The following is a 26,934-nucleotide window of genomic DNA, read 5'->3' as shown; positions in this document are numbered from 1 at the left end:
GCAAGGAAGTAAGATCCCTGAAAGATGATCAGGTTGATAGGTCTGAGGTGGAAGCGTGGTGACACGTGGAGCTGACAGATACTAATAGATCGAGGACTTAACCTATATTCTAATGTGAAAAATGAACGTTGTTATCTAGTTTTGAGAGAACATTCTCTCCATCAGGTTTGGTGGCGATAGCGAAGAGGTCACACCCGTTCCCATACCGAACACGGAAGTTAAGCTCTTCAGCGCCGATGGTAGTTGGGGGTTTCCCCCTGTGAGAGTAGGACGCCGCCAAGCTTTTTGTTTATATCCTTCCAATGGAAGAAGTTACTTTATCCATTCCGCAGTAGCTCAGTGGTAGAGCTATCGGCTGTTAACCGATCGGTCGTAGGTTCGAGTCCTACCTGCGGAGCCATGCTTCCATAGCTCAGTAGGTAGAGCACTTCCATGGTAAGGAAGAGGTCAGCGGTTCGAGCCCGCTTGGAAGCTTTCCTCTATATGATAATGGTAAATGTTAAGGTTTCTCGTTGATGAGAAGGCTTTTTTTGTTTGTTTTAAAATATATATTTAACGTTTATTGATCTTGGTTCGGCTTATTAAACTAGAAAATGAATTGAGCGATTTTGATGGAAGCTTTGCCTTAGCTTTCTACATACTCCTTCTATTTGTTCTTGATTCTTCGGCGTATTTCTTTTATCCTTACTAAAGTGATGACTTCCTCTCTTACAAAAGACTCTGTACGTTCCTCTTTTTCCCCGAAATTGAATGGTTATTGTTTTTTCCTTTCTGTATCTCCGGGTTTTATTCGCCTTCTTTTTCCTTGTGCGGTATGTATATAAAAAGGAGTAGATGGTTTGAAAGATTTATTTGTAAAGCAAGAATGGTTTGGGCATGTGCGTCAGGATGTGCTGGCGGGTATTTTAGTGGCCTTGGCTTTGATTCCTGAAGCGATTGCGTTTTCGATTATTGCGGGCGTTGATCCTAAGGTCGGTTTGTATGCTTCGTTTTGTATTGCGATTGTGATTTCGTTTGTTGGTGGACGGCCAGGTATGATCTCTGCCGCTACTGGTGCTATGGCGCTGGTCATGGTCAATTTGATTGCAGATCATGGATTGCAGTATTTGTTCGCAGCTACGATTTTAACAGGCTTGATTCAAATTGTGTTTGGATTGTGCCGTGTTTCTCGTCTGATGAAATTTATTCCGAGGTCTGTGATGGTTGGTTTTGTTAATGCATTGGCAATTATGATCTTCATGGCACAGCTGCCGCATTTCGTTGGGGAATCCATGGCTATGTATGTCATGACAGGTGGAGCATTGTTGATCATTTATGTATTGCCGATGGTCACAAAAGTTATTCCCTCTCCACTTATTGCGATTATTGTGATGACGATGATTGCTGTATTTGGGCATATTGATGTCAGAACGGTTGGAGACATGGGAGAGCTGCCTAGCTCTTTGCCAGTTTTTCTTATCCCAAATGTACCGTTTAACTGGGAAACACTTGCTATCATTTTTCCTTATTCCTTAGCACTTGCGATGGTTGGTTTACTTGAATCTTTATTAACAGCACAGATTGTAGATGATATGACGGAAACGTCTAGTCGTAAAAATAAGGAAGCGAGAGGCCAAGGAATTGCCAATGTGGTGGCAGGATTTTTTGGCGGTATGGCTGGCTGTGCGATGATTGGTCAATCTGTGATTAATACAAAGGCAGGGGGACGAGGCAGGCTTTCTACCTTTGTTGCTGGTGCATTTTTAATGGTATTGATTTTTGTGCTTGGTGATGTGGTTGTTCAAATTCCAATGGCTGCTCTTGTTGCTGTCATGATCATGGTTTCTATTGGTACCTTTGATTGGGGTTCATTCCAGCAGCTAAAAAAGAACCCAAAAACAGATTCTATTGTCATGATTGTCACGGTCGTGACGGTGGTGTTCACTCATGATTTATCCAAGGGTGTTTTTGCAGGGGTGCTGCTTAGTGCCGTATTCTTTGTGGCTAAAATATCAAAACTGCATATTACCTCTACAGAAAGCCAAGCTGGTACATGGGTTTATCGAATTAAGGGTCAAATTTTCTTTGCTTCCGTGACTGAATTGATTCAAGCCTTCCATCATGGAAACGACTTGAACACGGTTGTGATTGATTTGTCTGAAGCGCGTATATGGGACGAATCAGGTGTGGCCGCAATTGAACGTGTGAAGGAAAAATATTGTACAGCTGGTGTAGAGGTGGACGTAGTTGGAATGGATACGTCTAGTCAAAAACTTATGAAACAAGTGATCGGATCTTAAAAAGACTTTTCTGTTTGTTACAATAGAACAAGGAAGAAAGTGAAGGATGGAGGTGGCCGGCATGCTTGTCCGTTTGAATCAGGTGCTCGGCCGGATGATGCCGCTCATTACGCCTGTCAGCGTGCTACTTGGTGTATTATTGGCGGCGTATTTAAAAGATTTCACCTTTTTGGTGCCTTGGGTGTTTGCTGTGATGACATTTTCAGGGAGCTTGTCATCTACTTTTTCAGCTTTAAAACATACGGTGATGCATCCATTGCCTTTGATTTTATCGTTTATGATTTTGCATGTGCTGATGCCCCTTTATGCATGGTCGGCGGGGCATTTGATATTTGCGGGTGATTCTATGACGATCACCGGTTTGACGCTTGCGATGGTGATTCCGACAGGTGTGTCTAGTTTAATATGGGCAGCAATGTATAAAGGGAATGTGGGGTTAACGTTATCTATCATATTAATTGATACATTGCTTTCGCCATTGATTGTGCCAGTCAGCTTATCAATCTTCGTTGGTACACAGGTCCATATGGACATGGTGGCGATCATGAAAGGACTATTCGGTATGGTGGTGTTGCCCTCTATTTTAGGGATGCTCGTTCGTCAGTATGCAAAGCCATCGGTGACAAAAGCAATGAGTCAGACCTTGGCTCCTTTTTCAAAATTAGGCTTGTTTGTTGTCGTATCGATTAACAGTTCTGTTGTCGCCCCATATTTGCGTGAACTGGATGCTGCGTTTTTTAGCAAAGCAGCGACTGTCTTTTTCATTGCGATGAGTGGGTATGCGTTTGCGTGGTTGATTGGAAAGGCGATGAAATGTACCCAAGGAGAAATTGTGGCGATTGTGTATACGGGCGGTATGCGGAACATTAGCGCGGGTGCTGTGCTTGCCATTAGCTTTTTTCCGCCTGCTGTTGCTGTTCCTGTCGTGATTGGCATGCTGTTTCAGCAAGTGCTTGCAGCCTTGTTTGGCTTTTTACTTCATCGTTTCGAGCTGAAAGTACCTGCTGTGACTAAGTCTTTATCATGAAAAAACCTCCATCCTTTAAGGTGGAGGCTTTTTTGCGATTAATAGATGAGGTATTTCTTCCGTTTCTTTTCGAATGTCTTTAGATCATGGTGGTATTGTTTCATGATGTGTTTGATGGAAGTGCCTTTATTGATTTCTTCTTTGATCCAGCTATTCCCGATGAGTTTATCAAAGCTGCCTGTTTGTAGGAATTGAAAGTCATTAGGATACGTGTCATGTATTGCTTTGATGATGGATAGACCTGTTTTGACTGCTTCGAATGATTTTCGGTCTGTGACATAAAGCTGTACCCCGTGAGACAAAGTCCCGGCATGTTTTGAAAAGGTAGGGGTAAATGAGACAGGTCTAAATTGAACGCCTTTTAGTTTTAACCCATTTAAATGATCTGCTAGCTCATTGCTATTGATATATGGAGCGCCAATGAGTTCGAACGGTTTTGTCGTTCCTCTGCCTTCAGAAACGTTTGTGCCTTCGATTAATCCTGTTGCTGGGTAAACAAAGGTACTATCAACGGTCGGCATATTAGGTGAAGGGAGGACGAACGGCAGCTTCGTGTCATCGAACGTCATGGATCGTTTCCAATGTTTCATTTTGATCACTTTTACATCAGCGTTGATATGAAACTCTTTGTTAAACATGTATGCAAGTTCTCCAGTTGTCATCCCATGTCTTAATGGGATGGGATAGAGACCTACAAATGAGGCGTGTTCTGGCTCTAATACGGGTCCTTCTACTTTTAGTCCGCCTATTGGGTTTGGACGATCTAAGACAACAAATGGAATGTTGTTTTCCTTAGCTGCTTCCATTGCATACGCCATCGTGTATATATAGGTGTAATAACGAGCACCAACGTCTTGAATATCAAATAGCAGGACATCTACATTTTTGAGCATTTCAGGAGTTGGCTTTCTTGTTTTTCCATAAAGAGAGTAAACAGGCAGGCCTGTTTTTTCGTCAGTATACGATTCCACGCCTTCTCCTGCTTGTGCATCACCACGGACGCCATGTTCAGGTCCATACAAGGCAGTCAGTTTAATATCGGGGTGTTCAAATAGCAGATCGACACTGCTTTTCATGTTTGCATCAATGCCAGTAGGATTCGTAATAAGCCCTACTTTTTTCCCTTTAAGCCAAGAGAGGTTACTTGAGAGTAATGTTTCGATACCTGTTTTGACTGTTGCTTTTTTTCCTTTTGTATCTGTTCGTTCTGAATCTGCGGGGGAGGCGGCGGTCAATGTGCTGATCATGAGAATGCTAGCGAGTATTAAGCTTGCTGTCTTTTTCAAGAGAATCCCTCCTATTTGATCTGTTTGCCTTTTAAATTGAGTCCATAGCCAAATGGGTAAAGGGTTTGATTAGGATGAGTGACTGATGGGATAGCGACGGGCAATTTCCCTTTAGGTGAGGCCGATCCAAAAATCACTTCTAGTCCCGCAGGAATATTCGGTTGATTGAATTGTCCGTTTGAGTACCCTTTAAAACCGTACACAGCCAGTAAGGCGTCGGCTTCCTCGAAATTTGCAGCATCATATGGGTTTCTAAGACTCATGATGACCAATTTTTTGTTTTGTGCTGCTGCTTCTTTCATGACAGCACGAGGGAATGCCGTCGCCCATTTTTTCGGATCCTGTACACCGTCATCAATGACGCCATCATTCACAGCTGGGTCATTTTGGACAACGTAAGAGCCTGTAATGACATAGTCAGCATCTTGAATGAGTTTGGCTGTTTCTTTGGAGAAGCTCTTATCTGCAAATGTGTATGATTGGATACGCACAGGTTTGATCTTTTTTTGTTTGATCAGAGATTCAATTGTGACGGACATTGCTTTTGTTTGATCTTCGTATGGTGCCATGAGTACGATTTTGTCATTCTTTTTAGGCTTAAAAGGCAAGGTTTTGTCGTTGTTTTTAAGGAGAGTGATTCCTTCGCGTGCCATTTTTTGTTCTGCTTTTCGGTGCGACTTTTGACCAACGAGCTGTGTGGCTTTTTTGATTTTCTTCTCAAGGCTTACTGATTTATTGGCGGAAATGATGCCGCGTTTGATCTTTAATTGAAGGATTTTTTCGACAGATTGATTGATCTGGGACATTGGAATTTCGTTTGTGAGAACTGCTCTTTTTAAAGCATTGAACACATTCTCTAGGTTTTTTTCTGTCTTTAAGGACGTGACAGGTGCTGGCATGAGGGCAATGTCGACGCCTGCTTTAATAGCCATTACCACAGCTTCTTCCTGTCCGAAGTTATCTGCAATCGCTTTCATATTAAGGGCGTCTGTTACAACCACTCCTTGAAAGCCCATGTCTTCTTTTAATAAGTTTGTGATGACTTTTTTTGATAAGGTTGCTGGAACCATAATGTCCTCGCCATCTTTTTTACTTTTATACGTTGTGTCATCAATGGCTGGGAATTGAACATGAGCGGTCATGACCATATCTGCCCCTGCGTTGATTGCTTGTTGAAACGGATACAGCTCCACCTTTTTAAGACGATCTAGATCATGTTCGACAAGCGGAAGTCCGTAGTGACTATCAACAGCTGTATCACCATGTCCCGGGAAATGCTTTAATGTGGAAATGGTCTTTCCCTCTTGAAGTCCTTTCATGGTTTGAAGACCAAGTCGCGTGACTAGTGCAGGGTCAGAGCTAAAGGAACGGACACCAATGACGGGGTTATTCGGGTTATTATTCACATCAAGAACAGGAGAGAAGTTTGTATTGATACCTAGAGCGTTTAATTCTTTGCCGATGATTTTTCCTGTGTCATATGCATTTTTCTTACTTCTAGAGGCACCAATCGACATATTTCCTGGGAAATGTGTTCCCTTTTGTAGTCTTGTGACGATTCCGCCTTCTTGATCAATGGAAATGAGTAAAGGAATGTTGGGTGATGCTTGTTGAAATTCATGTGTGAGTTTGACGGTTTGTTTCGTATCAACGACATTTTCTGCAAATAAGATGACACCGCCTAAATGATATTTCTCTACAAGGTGAGAGACTTCTTTATTCATTTTTGTGAAGCCTGTAGGAGCGGATGCACCTTCTGCTTGCCAATTGCGAAAGTCTGGCATGAGCATTTGGCCAATTTTTTCATCCAAGGACATGTCCTGAACCATTTGTTTGGCAGTTGGGAGAGGGGCGGAGCTCACCTTTTCCGTTGGAATGGAAGAGGTGAGCAGGGCCAAAACGAGTGCAGCGGGGAACAGAGCTTTTAACATCGAATTCCTCCTTTTACTTAAAAGATTCGTAGATTGCGGTCATGATGCTTCCATAAGTACCAGTTGGGAAAAGGTCACCTTCAAATTGATTTGGGTTGACTTCAGGTGAAACGACGGGTGAATGTTTTTTATTTGTCAGCAAGACGACGCCTAGATTGTGTTTTGGATCAATCAAAGTCATCGTTCCGGTCCAGCCTGTGTGTCCATACGCTTCTTTACTTGCGTATTTCCCAAACATCCATTCCATGTCAGTATTGCCGTTTTTCCGCCAGCCTAGCCCGTAAGTTGGGTTCGTGTCTGATGATTCCGTAAAGAGATCGATAGAAGCTTGGTCAAAGATGGTTGTTTTCCCATAGCCTCCTTTATTGAGCATCAGCTGAAGCAGTACGGCCATATCTGATGTATTAGAGAAAAGTCCAGCATGTCCGGAGACACCTGCCATTGAGTAATAGGCTTTCTCATCGTGGACTTCACCTAGCAAGGTATACCTGCGAATGTTTTCAAAATCAATGACACCATCTCTTGTATTGCCTAGACGCTCGGTTGCTGCAAAATGCTTTGGCTTGAATCCCTTTTTCAGCGGATTGAACATGGTATGTTTTAGACCAAGCGGTCGATAAATCGTTGACTCTACATATTGATCAAGTGGCATACCGGTTTTTTTCTCAATGATCATGCCTAACAGCATGTAATCAATATCACTATAAATATGCTGAGTGCCTGGCTTGTATTGCAGAGGCACCTTTGGCAGCCATTTCATGGTTGTTTGTCTATCTTGAGAGAAAAAAGAGCCCGCTTGCTCTTTGCTATAAAATAAAACACTGGAAGGCAGTCCGGCAGAATGGGTGAGAAGATCCTTGACTCGAAGCTGATCTTTGCCGGTTACCTTTGCATCTGGTTCATCTTGAAAGTCTGGCAGGATGGTTTGTATTTTTTCATTTACATCTAGTTTTTGTTCATATACTAGCTTTTGCAGGGCATAGTTGGTGGCATACATTTTTGTATTGGATGCCAAATCGAACAGTGTGTTCTTTTTCATTTTCTTATAGAATTTGAGTTCTGTTGTCCCTTTATATTTTTGTCTGTAGCCATAGGCTTTTTGATGGACGATCTGACCATCCTTGATAATGATGAGTGCTGCCCCTGGAAATCCTGCTTTGATATCGTTTTGAATCATGTGATCAACCTTCCTAAGCTGCCTAGATGAAAAACCTACTTGTTCCGGTCGTTTTGCTTTTTTTAAGACGGGATATTCTTCAGGTGCTGTTTTAGACAAAGACGATACAGGATGGGAGCTAGTTGCAAATGTTTGTACTGGTAACCCTAGGAGCATGAACAGACTTGTGATGATGAGAAAATATTTCTTCAAGAGCTAGACCTCCTATTGCTTATTTTCCTCGAATTCAACAGCCATATCATCATGAAATCCGAATAAGTATGTGAAGATAAATCCAGCGACATATGCAATGAAGAGACCTATTAAGTAAAGCAGCATTTGATGTGTGTGAACGATAAAGGTTAATGGGAGACCTGATACCCCGATTGCTTTAGTGGCGATTTGGAAATAGGCTTGAAATGCTCCGCCGATTCCTGCGCCGAGACAAGCAGTGAGGAAGGGTCTTCCGAGCGGGAGTGTGACACCGAAAATGAGCGGTTCTCCAATTCCAAGCATTCCTGAAGGAAGTCCGCCTGCAATGGCTCTTTTCAGCTTTTTCTTTTTTGTTTTCATATAAATGGCAAAAGCAGCACCGACCTGTCCTGCGCCTCCCATAGCGAGGATTGGCAGAAGCGGGTCATCTCCAATTGAATTAATCAGTTCCATATGAATAGGTGTTAGGCCTTGGTGAAGTCCAGTGACAACAAGAGGAAGGAAGGTCGCACCAAGAACAAATCCGGCAAAAATACCGCCAATGTTTAATAGATAAGTAAGTCCAGAGGTGATGGCATCAGATATAAATCCGCCGACTGGCATGAAGATAACGTACGTGAAAATGCCTGTAATGAGTAGTGTGATGGTTGGTGTGACAATGATATCGAGTGATTGCGGGACGAAGCGTCTGATCCGGGTCTCAACAAGTGCCATAAAAATAGCTGCAAGAAGAACACCGATAAGTCCGCCTCTTCCTGGTAGAATATTAGTGCCAAATAACATAATATCAGCGGCAGCTGGGTTAATGATGAGAATACCTGCTAATGCGCCTAATGCAGGAGAGCCACCAAATTCTTTTGCGGCGTTTGTTCCTACTAATATACCGAGATAAGCAAACAAGCCTGAGCCTATAACGGTTAGGATAATCGCAGCTTGAGATTTTTCATCGAGCCAGCCTGCTTGCACGACCGCTTTTGTAATACCCGTTATAAGACCCGATGCAACGAGTGCTGGAATAATGGGAATGAAAATGCTGGCGATCCGCCGTAAGAACAGCTTGAATGGTGTGCGGTTCTTTTGTGAAATGGCTTGTTTGTTTTTCTGTGCTTCGTTGTTTAAGTCATATGAACCTGAGGCATTGAGCAGCTGTTCAAACGCACTTGATACTTGGTTGACAACACCTGTGCCTAAAATGATTTGCAGTGTTTCCGCTTCGACGACGCCAATGACGCCATCGAGTTCTTTGATCGCGGTGGTTTCCACTTTTTCACGATCAATGGGTGTAATTCGGAGACGTGTCATACAATGTGTGTGGGAAGAGATGTTTTCAGAACCACCACAGAGTGAAAGGATTTCTTTCGCCAACTGCTGATATTTCTTTTGATGACTCATGTTGAATCCCCCTTTGTTTTTCGTTTCATGGAGCGGATGGCATGCCTTGTTTTGTCAATATATTGTGCTGTCTGTTCATATTGACGGGAGGCTAAACTGAGGAACAAGACATCGATTAAATAGAGCTGTGCCATTCTAGAGGAAGTGGCAGCACTGCGAAAAGGTGCTTCATTGGAACCGGACGTTGATAGATGGACATCACACAATGCAGAAACGCTTGTATGCCCTGGATGCGTTAAAGCAATGGTTTTTACTTCATTTTCTTTGGCGAGCTGAAGGGCTTGGATGATGTCTAACGTTTCTCCAGAAAAGGATATACCGAACACAATGTCATTCTTTCCAGCATTTGCGATGACCGTAGATGCGATGTGCATGTCAGTAAAGGCTGTAGCTGCATAATTGATTCTGAGAAATTTCTGCTGGGCATCAGCTGCGACGATGCCAGATGCACCCACACCGATAAAATGGATTTGGTTTGCATTCAGTAGCAGTTGAACAGCTTTTTCTAAAGCTTCTACATTTAAAATAGAGGCTGTATCTTTGATCGATTGAATGGTGTTTCCTGCTGTCTTTTGAATAATGGATTGAAGTGGTTCATCTTGTTCGATATCCCGGTAGCCTTGTTTATCAGTGTGCATTAAGTCTCCAGCGATCCGCATTTTCAAATCGTGATAGCCATCCAGCCCGAGAGACTTACAGAGGCGGATGACGGCAGAGCTGCTTGCACCGGCAGCCTGACTGATTTCATGAACTGTGCTTTTAATGACTTTGTCAGGATGGGCAAGGATATAGTCTGCAATGATTTTTTCAGATTGGGGAAGCTTTGATTTCATTGTGTGTAGTAGGGTGAGTCCGCCTGCTGACATGAGTTTCCTCCTTTAAGATTGATGACGTAAGATGGCTTTGTCGATGTGACCATCTGCTTTGTTGAGCAGGTCTTTGGCTGTCTTTTTATCTGTTTTGGTTTGGAGCATGACGATGGCTGTTTTAACTTCTAAATCGGCTGCTTCAAGGGCTTTTACGGCTTGTTCGTAGGAAGCATTGGTCACATGCTGAATGATGGTGATGGCGCGTTCTTTTAGTTTATGATTGCTTACTTTTACATCTACCATCAGGTTTTCATATACTTTGCCTTGTCTGATCATGACAGAGGTGGAAAGCATATTTAAAATCATTTTATGAGCGGATGCGGCTTTCATTCGTGTTGACCCAGTGATGACTTCTGGTCCTACAACGACTTCAATGGCGCAGTCTGCTAGTTCGCTAATCTCTGCTTGTTCATTGCAGCTGAGGGCTACTGTTTTTGCTCCAATGGTTCTAGCATAGTTTAAAGCGCCAATGATATAGGGTGTTCTACCGCTCGCCGCGATGCCGACAACTGTATCTTTTGATGTGAGGTGGATGTGTTCTAAATCTTTTTGACCAGCTTCTTCACTGTCTTCCACATCTTCTGCTGCATGTGAAAAGGCAGAGTCGCCACCGGCCATGATGCCTACGATGACATCAGGTGAAATGCTATAGGTAGGTGGACATTCGACCGCATCCATTACCCCAATTCTGCCGCTTGTTCCAGCGCCTAGATAAATGAGTCTGCCCCCATTCGAGATGGATTCAAAGGCCAAGTCACTTGCTGTCTTTACGTCTGGAAGGACACGGTTGACGGCTTCAGCGACCTTCATATCTTCCGCATTTATCATTTGGAGTATTTCTAGCGGGCTTGCTTGTGAAATTCTCATGGTGTTAGGGTTTCTTGATTCTGTTGTCAAAGAACGCAGTTGAGATGGCTGCATGTGACATACCTCCTTATTTCTTCATTTTCAGTATATTGAGTATGACATGAAATTTCAATATTATATTTAAATACTGAAATTATATTTCAGTCGAAATGTTATGCTGATGAGGGTTGAATAGTTAGAAAATAAAAAAAATAAAAATCCCCTTTACAAAAGGGGGACAACCTGTATATAATAACTTTTGTCAGCTTCACGGAAACAGTAAACTTGACAAACTGGCCCGTTGGTCAAGCGGTTAAGACACCGCCCTTTCACGGCGGTAACACGGGTTCGAATCCCGTACGGGTCACCATGATGTGGAGGATTAGCTCAGCTGGGAGAGCATCTGCCTTACAAGCAGAGGGTCGGCGGTTCGAGCCCGTCATCCTCCACCATATGCCGGTGTAGCTCAACTGGTAGAGCAACTGACTTGTAATCAGTAGGTTGGGGGTTCAAGTCCTCTTGCCGGCACTGTTTTTCTTTTATCAATTCCATATGTGGAGGGGTAGCGAAGTGGCTAAACGCGGCGGACTGTAAATCCGCTCCCTCCGGGTTCGGCGGTTCGAATCCGCCCCCCTCCACCATTTTTGGGCTATAGCCAAGCGGTAAGGCAACGGACTTTGACTCCGTCATGCGTTGGTTCGAATCCAGCTAGCCCAGTTAAGACACCTTTTTTAAAAAGGTGTCTTTTTTTTATTTTGACGATTGGAATGTATAACTATTCAAAATATTGTTGAGTTGAGTCAAAAGGTACCGAGAAAGTAAAATATAAGCATGAACGGAAAGGGGATGTACATATGGGAGATCAAAAGAAGGTCACGATTGTCGGGGTGCCGATGGATCTCGGTCAAATGAGAAGAGGCGTTGATATGGGGCCGAGTGCCATTCGCTGTGCTGGCGTAAAAGAAAAATTGGAATCGCTTTCATTTGGTGTCGAGGATTTAGGGGATATTCCTGTTGAGCAAAGGGATGATGAGAAAGGTCTCTATACAAGTGAAAAACTGAAAAACTTAACGGAGAATGCTGGCGCAAACCAGCTTCTTGCTGAAAAGGTTAGCAGTATTGTGCAGTCAGGTTCGTTTCCGCTGATTTTAGGCGGGGATCATAGCATTGCAATTGGTACACTAGCCGGTGTAGCCAAGCATTATGAAAATTTGGGTGTCATTTGGTATGATGCGCACGGTGATTTAAATACAGAGGAAACTTCTCCTTCTGGAAATATTCATGGGATGCCACTTGCTGTCAGTCTCGGCCTTGGGCATGCTGATCTAACGAATATTGGCGGCTATGCGCCTAAAGTAAAGCCTGAGAATGTGATCTTGATTGGTGCTCGTTCTTTAGATGAAGGAGAGCGGGCATTAATTAGAGAAAAAGGCATTAAAGTGTATACGATGCATGAAATAGATCGATTAGGGATGACGAGAGTAATGGAGGAAGCCATTGCGTATTTAAAAGAAAGAACAGATGGTGTTCATTTGTCGCTTGATTTAGATGGCCTAGATCCAGCGGAGTGCCCTGGCGTGGGAACGCCGGTTGCAGGCGGCATCAGTTATAGGGAGAGTCATCTTGCAATGGAGCTTTTAGAGGAAGCAGGTATTTTGACATCTGCTGAGTTTGTTGAGGTGAATCCGGTATTAGATGAGAAAAATAAAACAGCAGAAACGGCAGTTGCATTAATTGGTTCTTTAATGGGTGAAAAGCTATTATAGAGCGGGACTTGTTCCCGTTCTTTTTTTAATTTTGGGGAAATTTAAGGATATGTTAAGGTTTTTACCGGCTGATAAGCGTAACATGCTGTCAAAAATTTGTTACACTATTTTTTAGAGGAGAATGAAACCTTTTGGAACGAGGTTCGTATACATAAAGACCGGTGAAGGCAGAGGTTGAATATACTATGGAAACAATGATTAAAAAGAGAATTAAGCAAGTGAAAAAAGGCGACCAGAACGCATTTGCAGACATCGTAGACCTGTATAAAGACAAAATTTATCAGCTGTGCTACCGTATGCTTGGGAATGCACATGAAGCAGAAGATATTGCGCAGGAGGCGTTTATTCGTGCCTATGTGAATATTGAGAGCTTTGATGTGAATCGTAAGTTTTCCACGTGGCTGTACCGCATTGCAACCAACCTGACCATCGACCGTATTCGTAAAAAAAAGCCGGATTATTATTTAGATGCAGAGGTGGCAGGGACAGAAGGACTGAATATGTATTCTCAAATTGCGGCTGACGGCATTTTGCCAGAGGACGAGGTGGTGTCGCTTGAATTATCGAGCACCATTCAGCAAAAAATTTTAAGATTACCCGATAAATATCGCTCGGTCATCGTATTAAAGTATATTGATGAACTCTCGTTAAAAGAAATTAGTGAGATTCTGAATATACCAGTTGGTACGGTGAAAACGAGAATACACAGGGGTAGAGAGGCTCTCCGGAAACAGTTGAGAGACCTTTGAGTGAGGTGATTTTGATGAGCTGTCAGGAAAGAATCGTCCTGCTTATGCATCAGTATTTAGACGGGGACATTGAGCCCGAAGATGAAAAAGAATTAAAGAGCCATCTGCAATCGTGTGAGGAATGCCGTACTCATTTTCAACAAATTGAGAAATCCATCGCGCTCGTGCAGAGTACATCTCATATAGAAGCACCATCTGATTTCACTGCAAAGGTGATGGCAGGTCTTCCAAAGGAGAAAAAGCGTGTGTCGATTCAAAGATGGATCAAAGCTCATCCGCTAATGGTCGCCGCTGCCCTCTTTGTCATATTGATGGGAGGCAGTCTGTTTACTAGCTGGAATACGGATCATAATTTCAGTGTGTCAAAGCAGCCGAATCTCGTGGTTGAAAATGATACAGTGACGGTACCTAAAGGGGAAACCGTCAAAGGTGACGTCACTGTGAAAAATGGCAAGCTGATTGTAGAAGGCAAGGTTGATGGAAACGTAACAGTCGTCAATGGAGAACAGCTGACTGCTTCTGCCGGACAAGTCACTGGTCAAATCAATGAAATTAATGAAGTGTTTGATTGGGTTTGGTACAAAATGAAGTCTACAGCACAAGACGTGATGCGGGTCATTGGACCAGAGGAGCAAAAGTAAATCAAACAGCTTGAGAGCAGTCTCTAAGGGGACTGCTCTTTTTCTATTGATGGACAGACTTGAATGCCAGCCAGATATGGCAACTATTTTCCTTGCTGAAACAAAATGTGGTATAATAGCCACGCTATGTACTTACACATAGGCTCTTTTTTTTATAAAAAATGAATCGAACGAAGAATAACTGAAAATTCTGGAGGACGAGGAAATGGCTTTAGGGGATATTCCTTTTTTGCAGTACCTCGGTAATGCTGTTGATATTCTCGTTGTTTGGTATGTGATATATAAATTAATGATGGTCATCCGCGGAACAAAAGCGGTTCAGCTTTTAAAGGGAATTGTCGTCATTGTTCTCGTCAGGATGGGAAGTGCGTATCTCGGTCTTAACACACTTCAATGGCTGATGGATCAAGCGATTACGTGGGGGTTCCTTGCGATCATTATTATTTTTCAGCCAGAGCTAAGGAGAGCGCTTGAGCAGCTTGGGCGCGGCCGTTTCTTCTCTAGAAGCGGAACACCTGTAGAGGAACAGCAGCAGAAAACGATCGAGGCAATTACAAAAGCAATTAACTATATGGCAAAACGAAGAATAGGCGCGCTGTTAACGATTGAGCGCGATACTGGGATGAATGATTACATAGAGACCGGAATTCCTTTAAATGCAAAGGTCAGTTCTGAGCTGCTGATTAATATCTTCATTCCGAATACACCGCTTCATGACGGCGCTGTGATTATGAAGCGTGATGAGATTGCAGCTGCAGCGTGTTATTTACCGCTGTCTGAAAGTCCTTTTATCTCTAAGGAGCTCGGTACACGTCACCGCGCGGCAGTTGGTATTAGTGAAGTAACGGACAGTTTAACCGTCATCGTCTCCGAGGAGACAGGCGGCATTAGTGTCGCAAGAAATGGTGATCTCCATCGAGAATTGACAGAAGAAGCGCTTGAAGAAATGCTGATTGCTGAGTTTAGTAAGAACAGCAAAGATGCTTCCTCGACCAAATGGTATTGGAGGGGCAAGAAAAATGGATAAGATTTTGAATAATCGCTGGGCCGTTAAGTTTCTTGCATTGGTCTTCGCTTTATTGCTGTATGGTGCAGTCAATTCAGCGCAAGCGCCCACGCCGAAAAAAATCGGTGAATCCTTTTTCCCAACATCGACAACAGACGAAGCAACCTTAACGGACATTCCTGTTAAAGCATATTATGACGACGAAAAGTATGTAGTCACTGGTGTGCCGCAGACAGTCAATGTCACGATTAAAGGATCAACTAGTGCTGTGAAAACAGCAAGACAAACGAAAAATTTTGAAATTTACGCAGATATGCAAAACCTGACGACAGGTACACATAAAGTCGAATTGAAGGCAAGAGATGTATCGAAAGGAATCACATTAACGATTAATCCGTCTGTGACGACTGTGACGATACAAGAAAAAACGACAGCTGAATTCCCTGTTGAAACGGAATTTTATAATCAAAATAAAATCAAAGACGGCTATTCACCGGAACAGCCTATTGTGAATCCGAAAAAGGTCACGGTCACTGGCTCAAAAGACGTGATCGACAAAATTTCTGTCATTAAAGCATTTGTGAATTTAGAGGATGTCGATCAGCAAATTGAGAAAGAAGCGAAGCTCACTGTGTATGATAGCAGCGGGAATGAGCTACCAGTCGAAGTGAGTCCGTCTGTAGTAGATATTACGGTCCCGATTACGAGTCCAAGCAAGAAGGTCCCGTTTAAGATTGAGCGGACGGGCAGCTTACCAGATGGAATCAGTATCTCAAGCATCGAGACAAGCCCAAGTGAGGTTACAGTCTACGGTTCTCAAAAGGTGCTGGATGCACTTGATTTTATTGACGGCGTTAAGCTGGACCTAAGCAAGATTAAAGATGATACAGAGATTGATGCCGACATTCCACTGCCAGATGGCGTGAAAAAGGTATCGCCTGAAACTGTTAAAATCAAAGTGAAGGTTGCAACAGCTGAAGAAAAAAAGATCGATAATGTCCCAATTTCTGTCGTGGGTCTGAGCAAGGATCTCAGCTCTGCATTTGTGAGTCCGTCTTCTGGGCGTCTCACACTAACAGCAAAAGGTTCAAAGAGTGCAATTGATAAACTAAAGACTTCAGATATTGAAGCCTATATCAATGTCGGGGACTTAAACGAAGGAACACATGAGGTCAAAGTACAAGTGAATGGCCCTCAAAATGTGACTTGGACATTATCTAGATCGAAGGTCAAAGTGAAACTGACTTCTACTGATACAGAAGATCAGCCGGCTTCTACGAATGATCGGAAAGATCAATCATCCGATGATGATCAGGAAGAGAAGAGTCAAAAGGAATCAACACAAGATAAAGCAAAAAAAGAATCAAGTCAAAGACAGCGGGTCAAAGAAGATAACAAAGAGGACGCAGCGTCCTCTTGAATGGTAAAAAAGGAGCGATTGAAACATGGGCAAGTACTTTGGAACTGATGGTGTAAGGGGTGTGGCTAATAGCGAATTAACGCCAGAGCTCGCATTTAAAATTGGGAGATTTGGCGGCTATGTGCTCACGAAGGATAAAGAACGTCCAAAGGTACTCGTTGGACGAGACACGCGTGTATCTGGTCATATGTTAGAAGGAGCACTCGTAGCAGGCTTACTTTCAATTGGGGCTGAAGTCATGCGTTTAGGTGTGATCTCAACACCTGGTGTGTCTTATTTAACGAAGGCAATGGATGCAGAAGCAGGTGTCATGATTTCAGCTTCGCATAACCCAGTTCAAGACAACGGAATTAAATTTTTCGGTGGTGATGGTTTTAAACTGTCAGATGAACAGGAGAATGAAATCGAGCAGCTGATGGATCAGCCGGTCGATCAATTGCCACGCCCAGTTGGAGCGGATCTTGGAACAGTAAATGACTACTTTGAAGGCGGTCAGAAATACTTGCAATTCTTGAAACAGACAGCGGACGAGGATTTCACAGGCATTCACGTAGCGCTTGATTGTGCACATGGTGCAACATCTTCTCTTGCAACACATTTATTTGCAGATTTAGATGCAGATGTGTCAACAATGGGAACATCACCAAACGGATTGAATATCAACGATGGCGTAGGTTCTACTCATCCAGAGGCACTTTCTGCTTTTGTGAAAGAAAAAGGAGCCGATATTGGTCTTGCGTTTGATGGCGACGGCGACCGCTTAATTGCAGTCGATGAAAAAGGTGATATTGTAGACGGCGATCAAATTATGTACATATGCGCACGTTATCTAAAGGGTGAAGGCCGATTAAAGGATGACACGGTCGTGTCAACGGTCATGAGTAACCTTGGTTTCTATAAAGCGCTTGAGAAGCAAGGCATTAAGAGCATTCAAACCGCTGTTGGTGACCGCTATGTGGTCGAAGCGATGAAAAAGGATGGCTATAATGTCGGAGGCGAGCAGTCAGGCCACTTGATTTTCCTTGATTATAATACGACAGGTGACGGCATGCTTTCAGCGATCATGCTGGTGAATACACTCAAAGCAACAGGAAAAACATTGTCAGAGCTTGCAGCTGAAATGGAGAAATTCCCGCAACTTCTAGTGAATGTGAAGGTATCTGATAAATATAAAGTGGAAGAAAATGAAAAAGTAAAAGCTGTGATCCAAGAGGTTGAAAAAGAGATGAACGGTGACGGACGCATCCTGGTTCGTCCATCTGGAACAGAGCCGCTTGTACGTGTCATGGCAGAGGCGAAAACAAAAGAGTTGTGTGATGAATACGTGGCTCGCATTACGGCTGTTGTCAAAGAAGAAATGGGTATTGAGTAATTGATCAAAGCAAATCGCAAAGTAGCGGTTTGCTTTTTTTTCGAATAAACGTCATAAGAGGAAAGTTCTATACGAATCATATAAGCGAGGGCAATTTGCTGTTTGCTTTCATACATAAGAGAGCACATCAAAGGTAGAACGTGACAAGCCTCATCGCATATAGTGTAGGGAGGTCTTACTTTCCCACATGATGGGGATCACCCGCTAAATTGTGATTGACGGAGGTCAGACCTTATAGTACAATCATCCTTGTGTTACTGGATTTTTATTCTAGCAGGAAAGGCAGGGTAGATGTTCAGCCACTCTTATAATTATAGCGCCCGAACTAAGCGATCGAACGACAGATGCTTAGTTGACGAGGATGGAGGTTATCGAATTTTTCGGCGGATGCCTCCCGGCTGATCAAATATTGAGATCACAGCCGTAAGTGTTTCTTTAAAGCAAAGAGGTGACTCTTTGTACAAAGGGAATACACATGATCTCCCAAATTAAACATGTAGAGAGGGACGAAGAAATGTCCCTTCTATTTTAGTAGGCTTTCTTTGTCCCTTTCACATGATCGGGAGGAAGAATATTTATGTGTGGAATCGTAGGTTATATTGGTCAGAATGATGCGAAGGAAATTTTATTAAAAGGTTTAGAGAAGCTTGAGTACCGTGGGTATGACTCAGCAGGTATCGCTGTGGCAAACGAAGATGGCGTGCATGTGTTCAAAGAAAAAGGACGTATCGCTGAGCTTCGTGAAGTCGTTGATGCAAACGTGGCATCTTCAGCAGGAATTGGACATACACGCTGGGCAACACACGGTGTACCAAGCCATCTAAATGCGCATCCGCATCAAAGTGCTTCTGGCCGTTTTACGCTTGTTCATAACGGTGTCATCGAGAACTATGTACAATTGACACGCGAATATTTACAAGACGTCACACTAAAAAGCGACACAGATACAGAGGTTGTTGTTCAAGTCATCGAACAATTTGTGAATAGAGGTCTTGATACAGAGGAAGCTTTCCGTCAAACGCTTCTTCAACTAAAAGGCTCTTACGCAATTGCCCTTTTCGATAACGAAAACAAAGAAACAATCTATGTGGCGAAAAACAAAAGCCCATTATTGGTTGGTTTCGGCGAAGATTTCAACGTTGTGGCTTCTGACGCAATGGCGATGCTTCAAGTAACAAACGAATATGCGGAATTAATGGATAAAGAAATGGTCATTGTTACTAAAGACGAGGTTATTATTAAAAACCTTGACGGTGATATCATGACACGTCCTTCTTATATCGCTGAGCTAGATGCAAGCGACATTGAGAAAGGCACATATCCTCACTACATGTTAAAAGAAACGGATGAACAGCCGCTAGTGATGCGCAAAATCATCCAAGAATATCAAGACGAAAACGGCAAGTTGTCAGTTGCTGGCGATATCGCAAGCGCAGTAGCAGAAGCAGACCGCATCTATATTGTGGCTTGCGGAACGAGCTACCATGCTGGACTTGTTGGTAAACAATACATTGAAGACTGGGCGAAAGTACCTGTAGAAGTTCATGTAGCAAGTGAATTTTCTTACAACATGCCGCTTCTATCGAAAAAGCCGTTGTTCATCTTCCTTTCTCAATCTGGGGAAACTGCGGACAGCCGTGCTGTACTTGTTCAAGTCAAAGAGCTTGGTCATAAAGCATTAACGATCACAAACGTACCAGGATCTACGCTTTCTCGTGAAGCGGACTTCACATTGCTTCTTCATGCAGGACCAGAAATCGCAGTGGCTTCAACAAAAGCTTACACAGCACAAATCGCTGTTCTTGCGATCCTTGCATCTGTTGCAGCTGAATTAAATGGTCAATCTCTTGACTTCGACCTTGTGAAAGAGCTTGGGATTGTAGCAAACGCAATGGAAGCCCTTGTCGATCAAAAGGATGAAATGGAACAAATCGCTCGTGACTTCTTCACAGTGACACGTAACGCATTCTTTATCGGAAGAGGACTTGACTACTATGTGTGCCTTGAAGGTTCACTGAAATTAAAAGAGATCTCTTACATCCAAGCAGAAGGATTTGCTGGCGGAGAACTCAAACACGGCACAATTGCTTTAATTGAAGAAGGCACACCGGTCATTGCCCTTGCCACGCAAGAGCACGTGAACCTCAGCATTCGCGGTAACGTTAAAGAAGTCGTTGCACGTGGTGCAAACCCATGTGTCATCTCACTAAAAGGCCTAGAAGACGAAGGCGACCGTTTCGTCCTTCCAGCTGTACACCCAGCACTTGCACCACTTGCATCTGTTGTTCCATTACAGCTAATCGCTTACTACGCAGCCCTTCACCGCGGGTGTGATGTGGATAAACCACGTAACCTTGCGAAGAGTGTGACGGTGGAGTAGGGATTAATTAGATTATTCACTTTTATTGATGTTAATAAAGTTGTTAGAGCTGTCAGCCTGGGAACACTTACTTACTCAGAACCCGCTGACAGTTTTTTCTATTGGGATAAAGTTTAGATATGGTTGAACTGAAATAGATAACATCGGAGTTGGTGAAATTGATACTTTCAATCCTCAATCCTATATCTCGAGTGAAGCAGTTATAACTTAATAAGAATGAATTGTCTGGTTTTTCAAGGAATTATTCCGTCTAATCTTATAATAGCGATGGATATGGATTATAGAGTGTTTAATTTAGAGAAAAAAGAAAGTTTAACAACTTATTCAGTTGTTAAATTAACGTTTCGTGGGGATAATGAGAATTAGTACCTTTAATATGATTTTAGAATGTGCTTTCAAGAAATAAAATTGACAAACATATTCTACAATCGATAAACTTTACTTATCGATTAATATATGAGAGGAGGATAGAAGTGAAATTATATTCTATATATGAATTTCCTCCTTCCTTAGAAGAGTTGGAAGAATTAATAAAACTTATTGATCTAAGTTCTTCATTGCCTTTAGAAAAATTAAGGGTTATCACCAGTCAATTGTATGGTAAACGTATGTCAAGAACTAATATCCTTATAAAGGAACTTGTTAAATTAGGTTTAATAGAGGGAAGAAGTGTTGTTAATCTTACGTGGGAAGCACAGCTTTATGTTGATTTAAATAGAAAACTGGACAAACTGTTATTGCATAATGTATATAAGATTAATGATTTGTTTGAAAGTTGCAAATTAATATGCAAAATTGATCCAAAATTGAAAATGACTACTTCCTCACTATATAAGGAAATTTTAAAATATGGATATGTTGAAGAAAATATAAGGACCGTTACAGAAAAATTGTATGCGATAAAACGTCTTATTAAAGCTGTTCAAAGAGAAAGTGTATTTAATCCTTTTTTAGAGTATGAAGAATATATTGAATTCCTTTCAGTATTTAAAAATGAATATCTTATTCATGTTGGTGAGTATGGGAAAAATGCATCGATCACAATTCTTTATGAAGCGCTAAAGAATTATGGTTATGAAAAAGAAAAATTCAAAAGGAATTTGGAACTGCTATATAGTGATCCTATTTTTGCAACTTACACTTCCTTTTCGACTGTTAATGTTGACTTTGCTAAGAATGATTATTTTCAAATTAAGGATGAAAGTTTTTATTACATCAAAATAAAAAAATCTTTTTTAAAAAAAGAGGGATAGATAAATGAATATCAAAAACCTATTTATGAATGAAAAGGATTTATCAGTTTCAAGTATTAGAAAAGAGTTAACGGGGATGAAAAACTCGCAGCCACCTCAATCCCCAACATTTATTATTAATCAACAGATGGTAAAGGAAAAAATTACACAAAAGCTTTTAGATTGTGATAGTGGGTGGAATTTCTCACACATAGTTTTAACTGGAAGAGTTGGAGGAGGCAAAACTCATTTTTTAAACTGGATAGAATCTAGATTAACATATCTGGGTAACTATTATACTGTTAAATTCCAAGTTCAAGAGACTAATGTCGTAAAGTATAGCTTTGTAAGAATGGTTGTATCTAAATTATTTCAAATTTATTTCAGTGATTTTACAAGCTGTTTTAAACAACTAGCAGAAGATATAACTATAAATGAAAGTCAAGACAGAGATACCGATATTAGTATAATCAGTGAAAGGCTTGGTGTTAGTAGTAATTTAGCAACTCTTCTTTATACAATTTATAAAGGTGAAAATAAGAGTAGTGCAGCTATGAGGGTTTTAGGAGCTTCACATGGCAGAACAGAGATAAACAAATTAGGTATCAGAGAATTAAATAATACTGATTATATAAAAATAATTCATTTTTTTATAAAAAGAAAAAAGAAGGAAGGTTTTCTTCTAATTCTGTTAGATGAATTTGAACATGCTTTTTCAGCATTAACAACTGCAGCAAGAAGAAATTTTTATATTAGTTATAAAGAGTTTATTGATAAAGTAGTAAATTTTGAACCACCGTCAGTTGCGTTAATTACATCTGTTACCGAACAATATAAGGGTAATTTAAAAGAGGCTGTTTCAAAAGGTGAAATTGCTTTATGGACTCGTTTAGAACATCATGTACTTGAATTAAGTGAATTTAACCCTTCGGATGTTGATGAATTCGAAGAACTATTTCACGAGTTGGCAATTAGATATAAAAAAGGATATGAATATGACGTAGGACTTGAATATGCTAAAGAAATGAAAAAGCAATTTTTTGCTTACTTAGGTGATACAACGCAGGCAATAAGTTATAGAGATGCGATTTCGAATATGCTAAAGATAATGGATGACCTAAGGTTAAAAGGAATGAACTTATCCGATTTTCAAAAAGAGAAACAAAACAGCGCAAATCTTAGGGAGGACAGTAACTTTATAGATATTGAGACTCCACCTAATGTTAAAACTGATGAGGAAAGAATTTTAGATGAAGTTAGGGCACAATGGCAAAAAGCACATCATAATCAGAGGCCCGGTCTAATAAAGTCCTCACTTGAGAAAGTATTTTTAGATTTAAATTACCAAATTGTAAGATTTAAAACTGAGTTTGGCGTAGAAGAATTAGCGTCAGTTTTATATATTCGAAGAAAAATTGATGAAAAATTGATCTATATTGCTACAGCAACTAACCCTAAAAGTTTAGGTAATAAATTTCAAAAGTGCTTGAGTTTTAAAGATGAATTACTTGAATTTGGAAAAGAGAGTGAATTTACTACTGTATTCGTTTATCAAAAAGAAGCAGAAACTGAAACGGTTTTAAATTATTTTAGAAATCATCCAGATATAATAAATGTACCATTAGAGCAGAATGAATTATTAAATTTATTAGCTTACAGTAATGCAAACACTGATGCTCTAAAAAATAAATTGTTAACAAAATTTAATAGATTTGTATCTAACTTTAGTTAAACGGAGAGGTTGTTTCAAGTGTTTACTGATGAAGTGAAAAGTTGGTTATTCATTGAATTTTCTGTCCCAGAAGGCATTGAACTAGATGAATCAGATATTGAAGAAATATTAACTCATTTAAAACTAAAGTATAAATTTCTAATAAGCCAGATTATCGTTTTTGATACAAATAATAAACCAAGTATTGATAAAATAGAAAATTTAAAGGTAATGATAGCTAAGATAATACTGGATAAATATAGTGAAAATAATGATGAATCAGACTATGATGAGGACTCTTTAAATTTTTTAATCTATGAATCACAAGAGATTTTATTTAGTTTTAACATTATGGATAAAAATATAAATGAAGATGATTTTTTAAATTATTTAGTTCGAATTCAAGATGGAGAAGTAATAAATTATGATAAGGAATCTGAGTTTTTAGCAAATGTAGATTATAAAGATAAACATTATTCCCCGATACCTCTTTTTCATAATATTCGTTGTAGTAATATTGCTATATTTAAGTTAAAAACTTTATCATTAGGCTTTGCTATTATTGGTTATATGAAGATAGATAGCGAGTTTAGGGTCACTATAAAAGCATTCAAATATGACATGTTAAAATATATAATAGACAATATACATAATTATGAATGGATCCGAAGTGTTAAATGGGAAAATAATATAAATTGGAATTGGTTGATGAGTAGAAGTGTACCTTCAGGTTATCGAATCGCTGAAGAACATATCACATCAAATGAATTAATGAAATCTTTCTTGAAGATCACAAAAGCAAATCAATTGGAAGAAAAAATTTCTTTTGTTTTAGAGAAATTGTTAAATAAAGGTTACTTAAATGAGCAGGAATATATTAAAAGTGTTTCTTCGGATAGACAAATAAGCAAATTCTTGTCCACTTATCATAGACTTATTAGCAATAATTTTCCTAAGAATGGTATATGGGTTGATCCCTCATTGGGGCTTATCTTTGATGAGAATAATAGAGAAGATCCAAGAAGAATTATAGAGAATAATTCGTTTGAAAAAATATATGCTCCTACATATCATTTATTACACTATATAAGAGTGTTTTGGCATCAAGAGTTTGTAGAAGAAGTTGTTAAAAAAGTACAGGAAGATTTTAATACAGAGCACAGTGATTATAAAATTATTAATATTAAAACTGATGCTCAATTTGATTTGAAAAGTGACGGCGTGCCACTTAGGAGTTCTAGAGACATTGATGTTTTAATTAGGATTAAAGATATTAAGAAAAATTCTGAGTATATTGTTGCTATTGAAGCAAAAAGGAATGCTGAAGAGTTTGGTAATGTAAAAAAAGATATTGAAAAAAAGATTACACAGAGATATGCACGTATTTTCAAAGCATTTATAGTGATAGCCTATTTTAATAAAAATGTTAATGTAACTAGGCAAGATGAAGTAAAGTGGGGACATGATGAGAAGTACCTGAAAAAGCCGTTATTTTTGTGTTCTAATACAAATTTTAAAATATTAGTAAATGATTTAAAAGATGTAATTTATATGTTGAGTGAGATTCCTAATGAATATGAATAGTAAAATAACTAATTCATATATATTAGATGCCTCCCAATTTTTAAAAAAATTTGTATTAGAAGAATTAGATACTTTTTATTTATTATATGGAATTTTGTATTGTAATAGATATGTTCAATTAAATTCATTGCTAAATAAGCCTTACAATATTGAGCAAATTAAATTAGAAGCTATGAATAAATTTAATGAAGAGCTTTTTCATAAACTTAAAGAGAATTCATTATCTGCACTAAAGATATTAGATTGGCTTATGAAAAATCCTCCCCCTGAAAGTAGCGAGGATATTTTAGGTTCTATATATTTAATATTATCTGAAGGAGAAAAAAGAAAAAAATTAGGAGAACATTATACTCGAATGGATCTCGTTAACTTAATTTATGATGAGTATAAATTAGATGTTAACATAGAAAGAAAGGTAATTGATCCTGCATGTGGATCTGGGAATTTTTTGGTCGGATACCTAAATAGGTTATTTTCAGTATATAATGACAATGAAGTTTTAAAAAATATCATTATAGAAAAAATCTTTAAAGGGGAAATAATAGTTGGAATAGATGTACAAAAAAATACTTGTCTGATTGCAAAGCTTAGATTATTAATGCTAATTTTTAAATATTCAAATCAAATAAATCCAAAGAATACTCTACCTATCTATCAACTGGATAGTTTAAGTGATGAAAAAAATAATGTATTAGAAGACAGTCAGTATGATTTAGTTGTAACTAATCCACCTTATTTGAGGTATCACTCTTTAAATGAGAATCAAAGAAAGTTATATAAAAAGAAATATTATTCAGCAAAAGGAAAATATGATTTATATACGCTTTTCATAGAAAAATCAATTCGACTTGTAAATAAAAAAGAAGGAAAAATAGCAATTGTAACTTCTGACAAATTTATGAGTGCATCATACGGTAAAGCTATAAGGGAATATGTCGAGAAAAATGTTCATTTAGCTAAAGTTATGGATTTAAGCGCTATTTTTCCATTTAAAGCAGCTGTTCTTTCTGCTGTGTATTTTTTTGAGACACCTAAAAGAAGAGTAAACGAAAATCCAACATGGGAAAAGGTGGTTCAAAACGATGGAGCTTTATCTACAAATAAAATGGGAACAGTTAATCTGGGAAGCTACTGGAGATACAATTTGCCTTCAATGGAAGGAGTATTTAATAAAATAAATGAACATCCTAGAGCAAAATATTTAGACGAGTTTATTGAAAGTATACTAGTTGGTTTTCAAAGTACTGCAGATTCTGTATTTTGTAAACAAATAACTAATGAATTTATCGATAAAAATAAGTTAGAGAAAAATTTGGTATTTCCAATGTTAAGAGGAAAAAATTTAAGAAGATGGACTTATCAATGGACAGGAGATATAGAAGGTTCAGATACGTATGTTTTATATCCTTATATTGAAAAATCAGGTATCACAAGAAAAATTACTTTAGAAAATTTTCCAAATGTTAATAAATATCTATTATCACACAAAGATCAGCTAGATCAAAGAAAATATATAATAAATAAACGGGGTAAAGAATGGTATGAACATTGGGTAGAACGTTCGCATAGAACATTTAAAAACATAAAAATATTGACTCCTGATTTATCTTCTGAGTGTCGCTTTTCACTGGATACAAATGGATTTTTTTATAATGGTACTATCTATGCTATTAGGCTAAAATCTAATTTCACATTAGATGATTATAAATTCTTGTTAGGTATATTAAATAGTAATTTAATTTTCTTTATTCACAAACAATTAAATCCAACCCATTTAAACTCAAAAAGGTTTCGTTTTCAGTCACCTATTATGAAAAAATATCCCATTGTTTTGTTGGATAAGAAGGAATCCTTATACCGTGAAATGGTGTCACTCGTTGATAAAATTATAGAAGTTAAATCGCAGAAAGGAGATATAGAGAAAAAAGAGAGAAAGGTGAATGATTTAGTATATAAAATATATGGGCTTGGAAAAGAAGATATAACTATTATTGAAAATTTTTCTTCCAAAACATAAACTTATTTAATGAAGATTAAAAAAATATAAATTCTAATAAAAGCTTACAGAAATATT

The 26,934-nt window shown here is 39.5% G+C and carries 19 protein-coding genes, 7 tRNA genes and 2 rRNA genes; 22 read left to right on the top strand and 6 right to left on the bottom strand.

Going from position 1 to position 26,934, the window contains the following annotated elements; genetic code table 11:
• The 6 genes from ACSBQP_RS15705 to ACSBQP_RS15680 form a co-directional block, all read left to right on the top strand.
• A 23S ribosomal RNA gene (locus ACSBQP_RS15705) occupies positions 1-105 on the top strand; the annotation flags it as partial.
• Between the two features lie 61 nt (positions 106-166).
• Positions 167-282 (top strand): 5S ribosomal RNA (gene rrf, locus ACSBQP_RS15700).
• A gap of 43 nt (positions 283-325) precedes the next feature.
• A tRNA-Asn gene (locus ACSBQP_RS15695) sits at positions 326-400 on the top strand.
• 1 nt (position 401) lies between these two features.
• A tRNA-Thr gene (locus ACSBQP_RS15690) sits at positions 402-474 on the top strand.
• A 365-nt stretch (positions 475-839) separates the two neighbouring features.
• Entirely contained in the window at positions 840-2,279 is a 1,440-nt protein-coding gene (locus tag ACSBQP_RS15685; RefSeq protein ID WP_435028593.1) for a SulP family inorganic anion transporter, read from the top strand.
• A gap of 61 nt (positions 2,280-2,340) precedes the next feature.
• Positions 2,341-3,306 (top strand): bile acid:sodium symporter family protein, encoded by a 966-nt coding sequence (locus tag ACSBQP_RS15680; RefSeq protein ID WP_035390705.1) that lies wholly within the window; start codon positions 2,341-2,343, stop codon positions 3,304-3,306.
• Between the two features lie 38 nt (positions 3,307-3,344).
• Here the strand turns inward: ACSBQP_RS15680 and ACSBQP_RS15675 are convergent, their stop codons facing one another.
• From ACSBQP_RS15675 to murQ, 6 genes are read right to left on the bottom strand one after another with little or no spacing between them, the layout of a single operon-like run.
• Positions 3,345-4,553, bottom strand: a complete 1,209-nt coding sequence (locus ACSBQP_RS15675; RefSeq protein ID WP_419763447.1) for an exo-beta-N-acetylmuramidase NamZ family protein — start codon at positions 4,551-4,553, stop codon at positions 3,345-3,347.
• 50 nt (positions 4,554-4,603) lie between these two features.
• The gene (locus ACSBQP_RS15670) at positions 4,604-6,523 is read right to left on the bottom strand and encodes a glycoside hydrolase family 3 protein (RefSeq protein WP_435028592.1); all 1,920 of its coding nucleotides are present in this window, start codon (positions 6,521-6,523) and stop codon (positions 4,604-4,606) included.
• Positions 6,524-6,536: 13 nt separating this feature from the next.
• Positions 6,537-7,892 carry a penicillin binding protein PBP4B gene (pbp4b, locus tag ACSBQP_RS15665; protein ID WP_060832001.1) on the bottom strand — a complete coding sequence of 452 codons (1,356 nt, stop codon included), beginning with the start codon at positions 7,890-7,892 and terminating at the stop codon, positions 6,537-6,539.
• 12 nt (positions 7,893-7,904) lie between these two features.
• Complete coding sequence (locus ACSBQP_RS15660; protein WP_024719114.1) at positions 7,905-9,284, bottom strand: PTS transporter subunit EIIC; 1,380 nt, start codon at positions 9,282-9,284, stop codon at positions 7,905-7,907.
• The gene (locus tag ACSBQP_RS15655; RefSeq protein ID WP_007498558.1) at positions 9,281-10,150 is read right to left on the bottom strand and encodes a MurR/RpiR family transcriptional regulator; all 870 of its coding nucleotides are present in this window, start codon (positions 10,148-10,150) and stop codon (positions 9,281-9,283) included. The genes ACSBQP_RS15660 and ACSBQP_RS15655 overlap by 4 nt, the downstream gene beginning before the upstream one ends.
• A gap of 12 nt (positions 10,151-10,162) precedes the next feature.
• Positions 10,163-11,074, bottom strand: coding sequence for an N-acetylmuramic acid 6-phosphate etherase (murQ, locus tag ACSBQP_RS15650; protein WP_057078707.1), 912 nt, complete (start codon positions 11,072-11,074; stop codon positions 10,163-10,165).
• A 220-nt stretch (positions 11,075-11,294) separates the two neighbouring features.
• Here murQ and ACSBQP_RS15645 point away from each other — a divergent pair.
• The 16 genes from ACSBQP_RS15645 (at position 11,295) to ACSBQP_RS15570 (ending at position 26,877) form a co-directional block, all read left to right on the top strand.
• Positions 11,295-11,369: transfer RNA gene (locus tag ACSBQP_RS15645), tRNA-Glu, on the top strand.
• Between the two features lie 6 nt (positions 11,370-11,375).
• A tRNA-Val gene (locus ACSBQP_RS15640) sits at positions 11,376-11,451 on the top strand.
• Between the two features lie 3 nt (positions 11,452-11,454).
• Positions 11,455-11,527: transfer RNA gene (locus ACSBQP_RS15635), tRNA-Thr, on the top strand.
• 28 nt (positions 11,528-11,555) lie between these two features.
• A tRNA-Tyr gene (locus ACSBQP_RS15630) sits at positions 11,556-11,640 on the top strand.
• 4 nt (positions 11,641-11,644) lie between these two features.
• Positions 11,645-11,716, top strand: a tRNA-Gln gene (locus ACSBQP_RS15625).
• 137 nt (positions 11,717-11,853) lie between these two features.
• Positions 11,854-12,765, top strand: coding sequence for an arginase (rocF, locus tag ACSBQP_RS15620; protein ID WP_108611718.1), 912 nt, complete (start codon positions 11,854-11,856; stop codon positions 12,763-12,765).
• A 185-nt stretch (positions 12,766-12,950) separates the two neighbouring features.
• A complete protein-coding gene (gene sigW, locus ACSBQP_RS15615) occupies positions 12,951-13,514 on the top strand; it encodes an RNA polymerase sigma factor SigW (RefSeq protein WP_007498553.1) in 564 nt (187 codons plus the stop codon).
• A 14-nt stretch (positions 13,515-13,528) separates the two neighbouring features.
• Complete coding sequence (gene rsiW, locus ACSBQP_RS15610; protein ID WP_047946092.1) at positions 13,529-14,155, top strand: anti-sigma-W factor RsiW; 627 nt, start codon at positions 13,529-13,531, stop codon at positions 14,153-14,155.
• A 205-nt stretch (positions 14,156-14,360) separates the two neighbouring features.
• A complete protein-coding gene (cdaA, locus tag ACSBQP_RS15605; RefSeq protein WP_008344027.1) occupies positions 14,361-15,182 on the top strand; it encodes a diadenylate cyclase CdaA in 822 nt (273 codons plus the stop codon).
• Positions 15,175-16,581: a CdaR family protein gene (locus ACSBQP_RS15600; RefSeq protein ID WP_217816264.1), complete on the top strand. Its 1,407-nt coding sequence runs from the start codon at positions 15,175-15,177 to the stop codon at positions 16,579-16,581. Before cdaA ends, ACSBQP_RS15600 begins: the two co-directional genes overlap by 8 nt.
• 25 nt (positions 16,582-16,606) lie before the next feature.
• Positions 16,607-17,953, top strand: coding sequence for a phosphoglucosamine mutase (gene glmM, locus ACSBQP_RS15595; protein WP_008360584.1), 1,347 nt, complete (start codon positions 16,607-16,609; stop codon positions 17,951-17,953).
• 577 nt (positions 17,954-18,530) lie between these two features.
• Positions 18,531-20,333, top strand: a complete 1,803-nt coding sequence (gene glmS, locus ACSBQP_RS15590; RefSeq protein WP_007498541.1) for a glutamine--fructose-6-phosphate transaminase (isomerizing) — start codon at positions 18,531-18,533, stop codon at positions 20,331-20,333.
• Positions 20,334-20,806: 473 nt separating this feature from the next.
• Positions 20,807-21,586 (top strand): hypothetical protein, encoded by a 780-nt coding sequence (locus ACSBQP_RS15585; RefSeq protein ID WP_348936429.1) that lies wholly within the window; start codon positions 20,807-20,809, stop codon positions 21,584-21,586.
• 4 nt (positions 21,587-21,590) lie between these two features.
• Entirely contained in the window at positions 21,591-23,297 is a 1,707-nt protein-coding gene (locus ACSBQP_RS15580; RefSeq protein WP_348936430.1) for a hypothetical protein, read from the top strand.
• 18 nt (positions 23,298-23,315) lie between these two features.
• A complete protein-coding gene (locus tag ACSBQP_RS15575; protein ID WP_348936431.1) occupies positions 23,316-24,860 on the top strand; it encodes a hypothetical protein in 1,545 nt (514 codons plus the stop codon).
• Entirely contained in the window at positions 24,847-26,877 is a 2,031-nt protein-coding gene (locus ACSBQP_RS15570) for an Eco57I restriction-modification methylase domain-containing protein (protein WP_348936432.1), read from the top strand. The genes ACSBQP_RS15575 and ACSBQP_RS15570 overlap by 14 nt, the downstream gene beginning before the upstream one ends.
• Positions 26,878-26,934: the final 57 nt, after the last annotated feature.

Source organism: Bacillus sp. G402 (assembly GCF_051172515.1).
GTDB lineage: Bacteria > Bacillota > Bacilli > Bacillales > Bacillaceae > Bacillus > Bacillus altitudinis.
The sequence above is the reverse complement of the archived record's forward strand: the minus strand, read 5'-3'. Positions and strand labels throughout refer to the sequence as shown.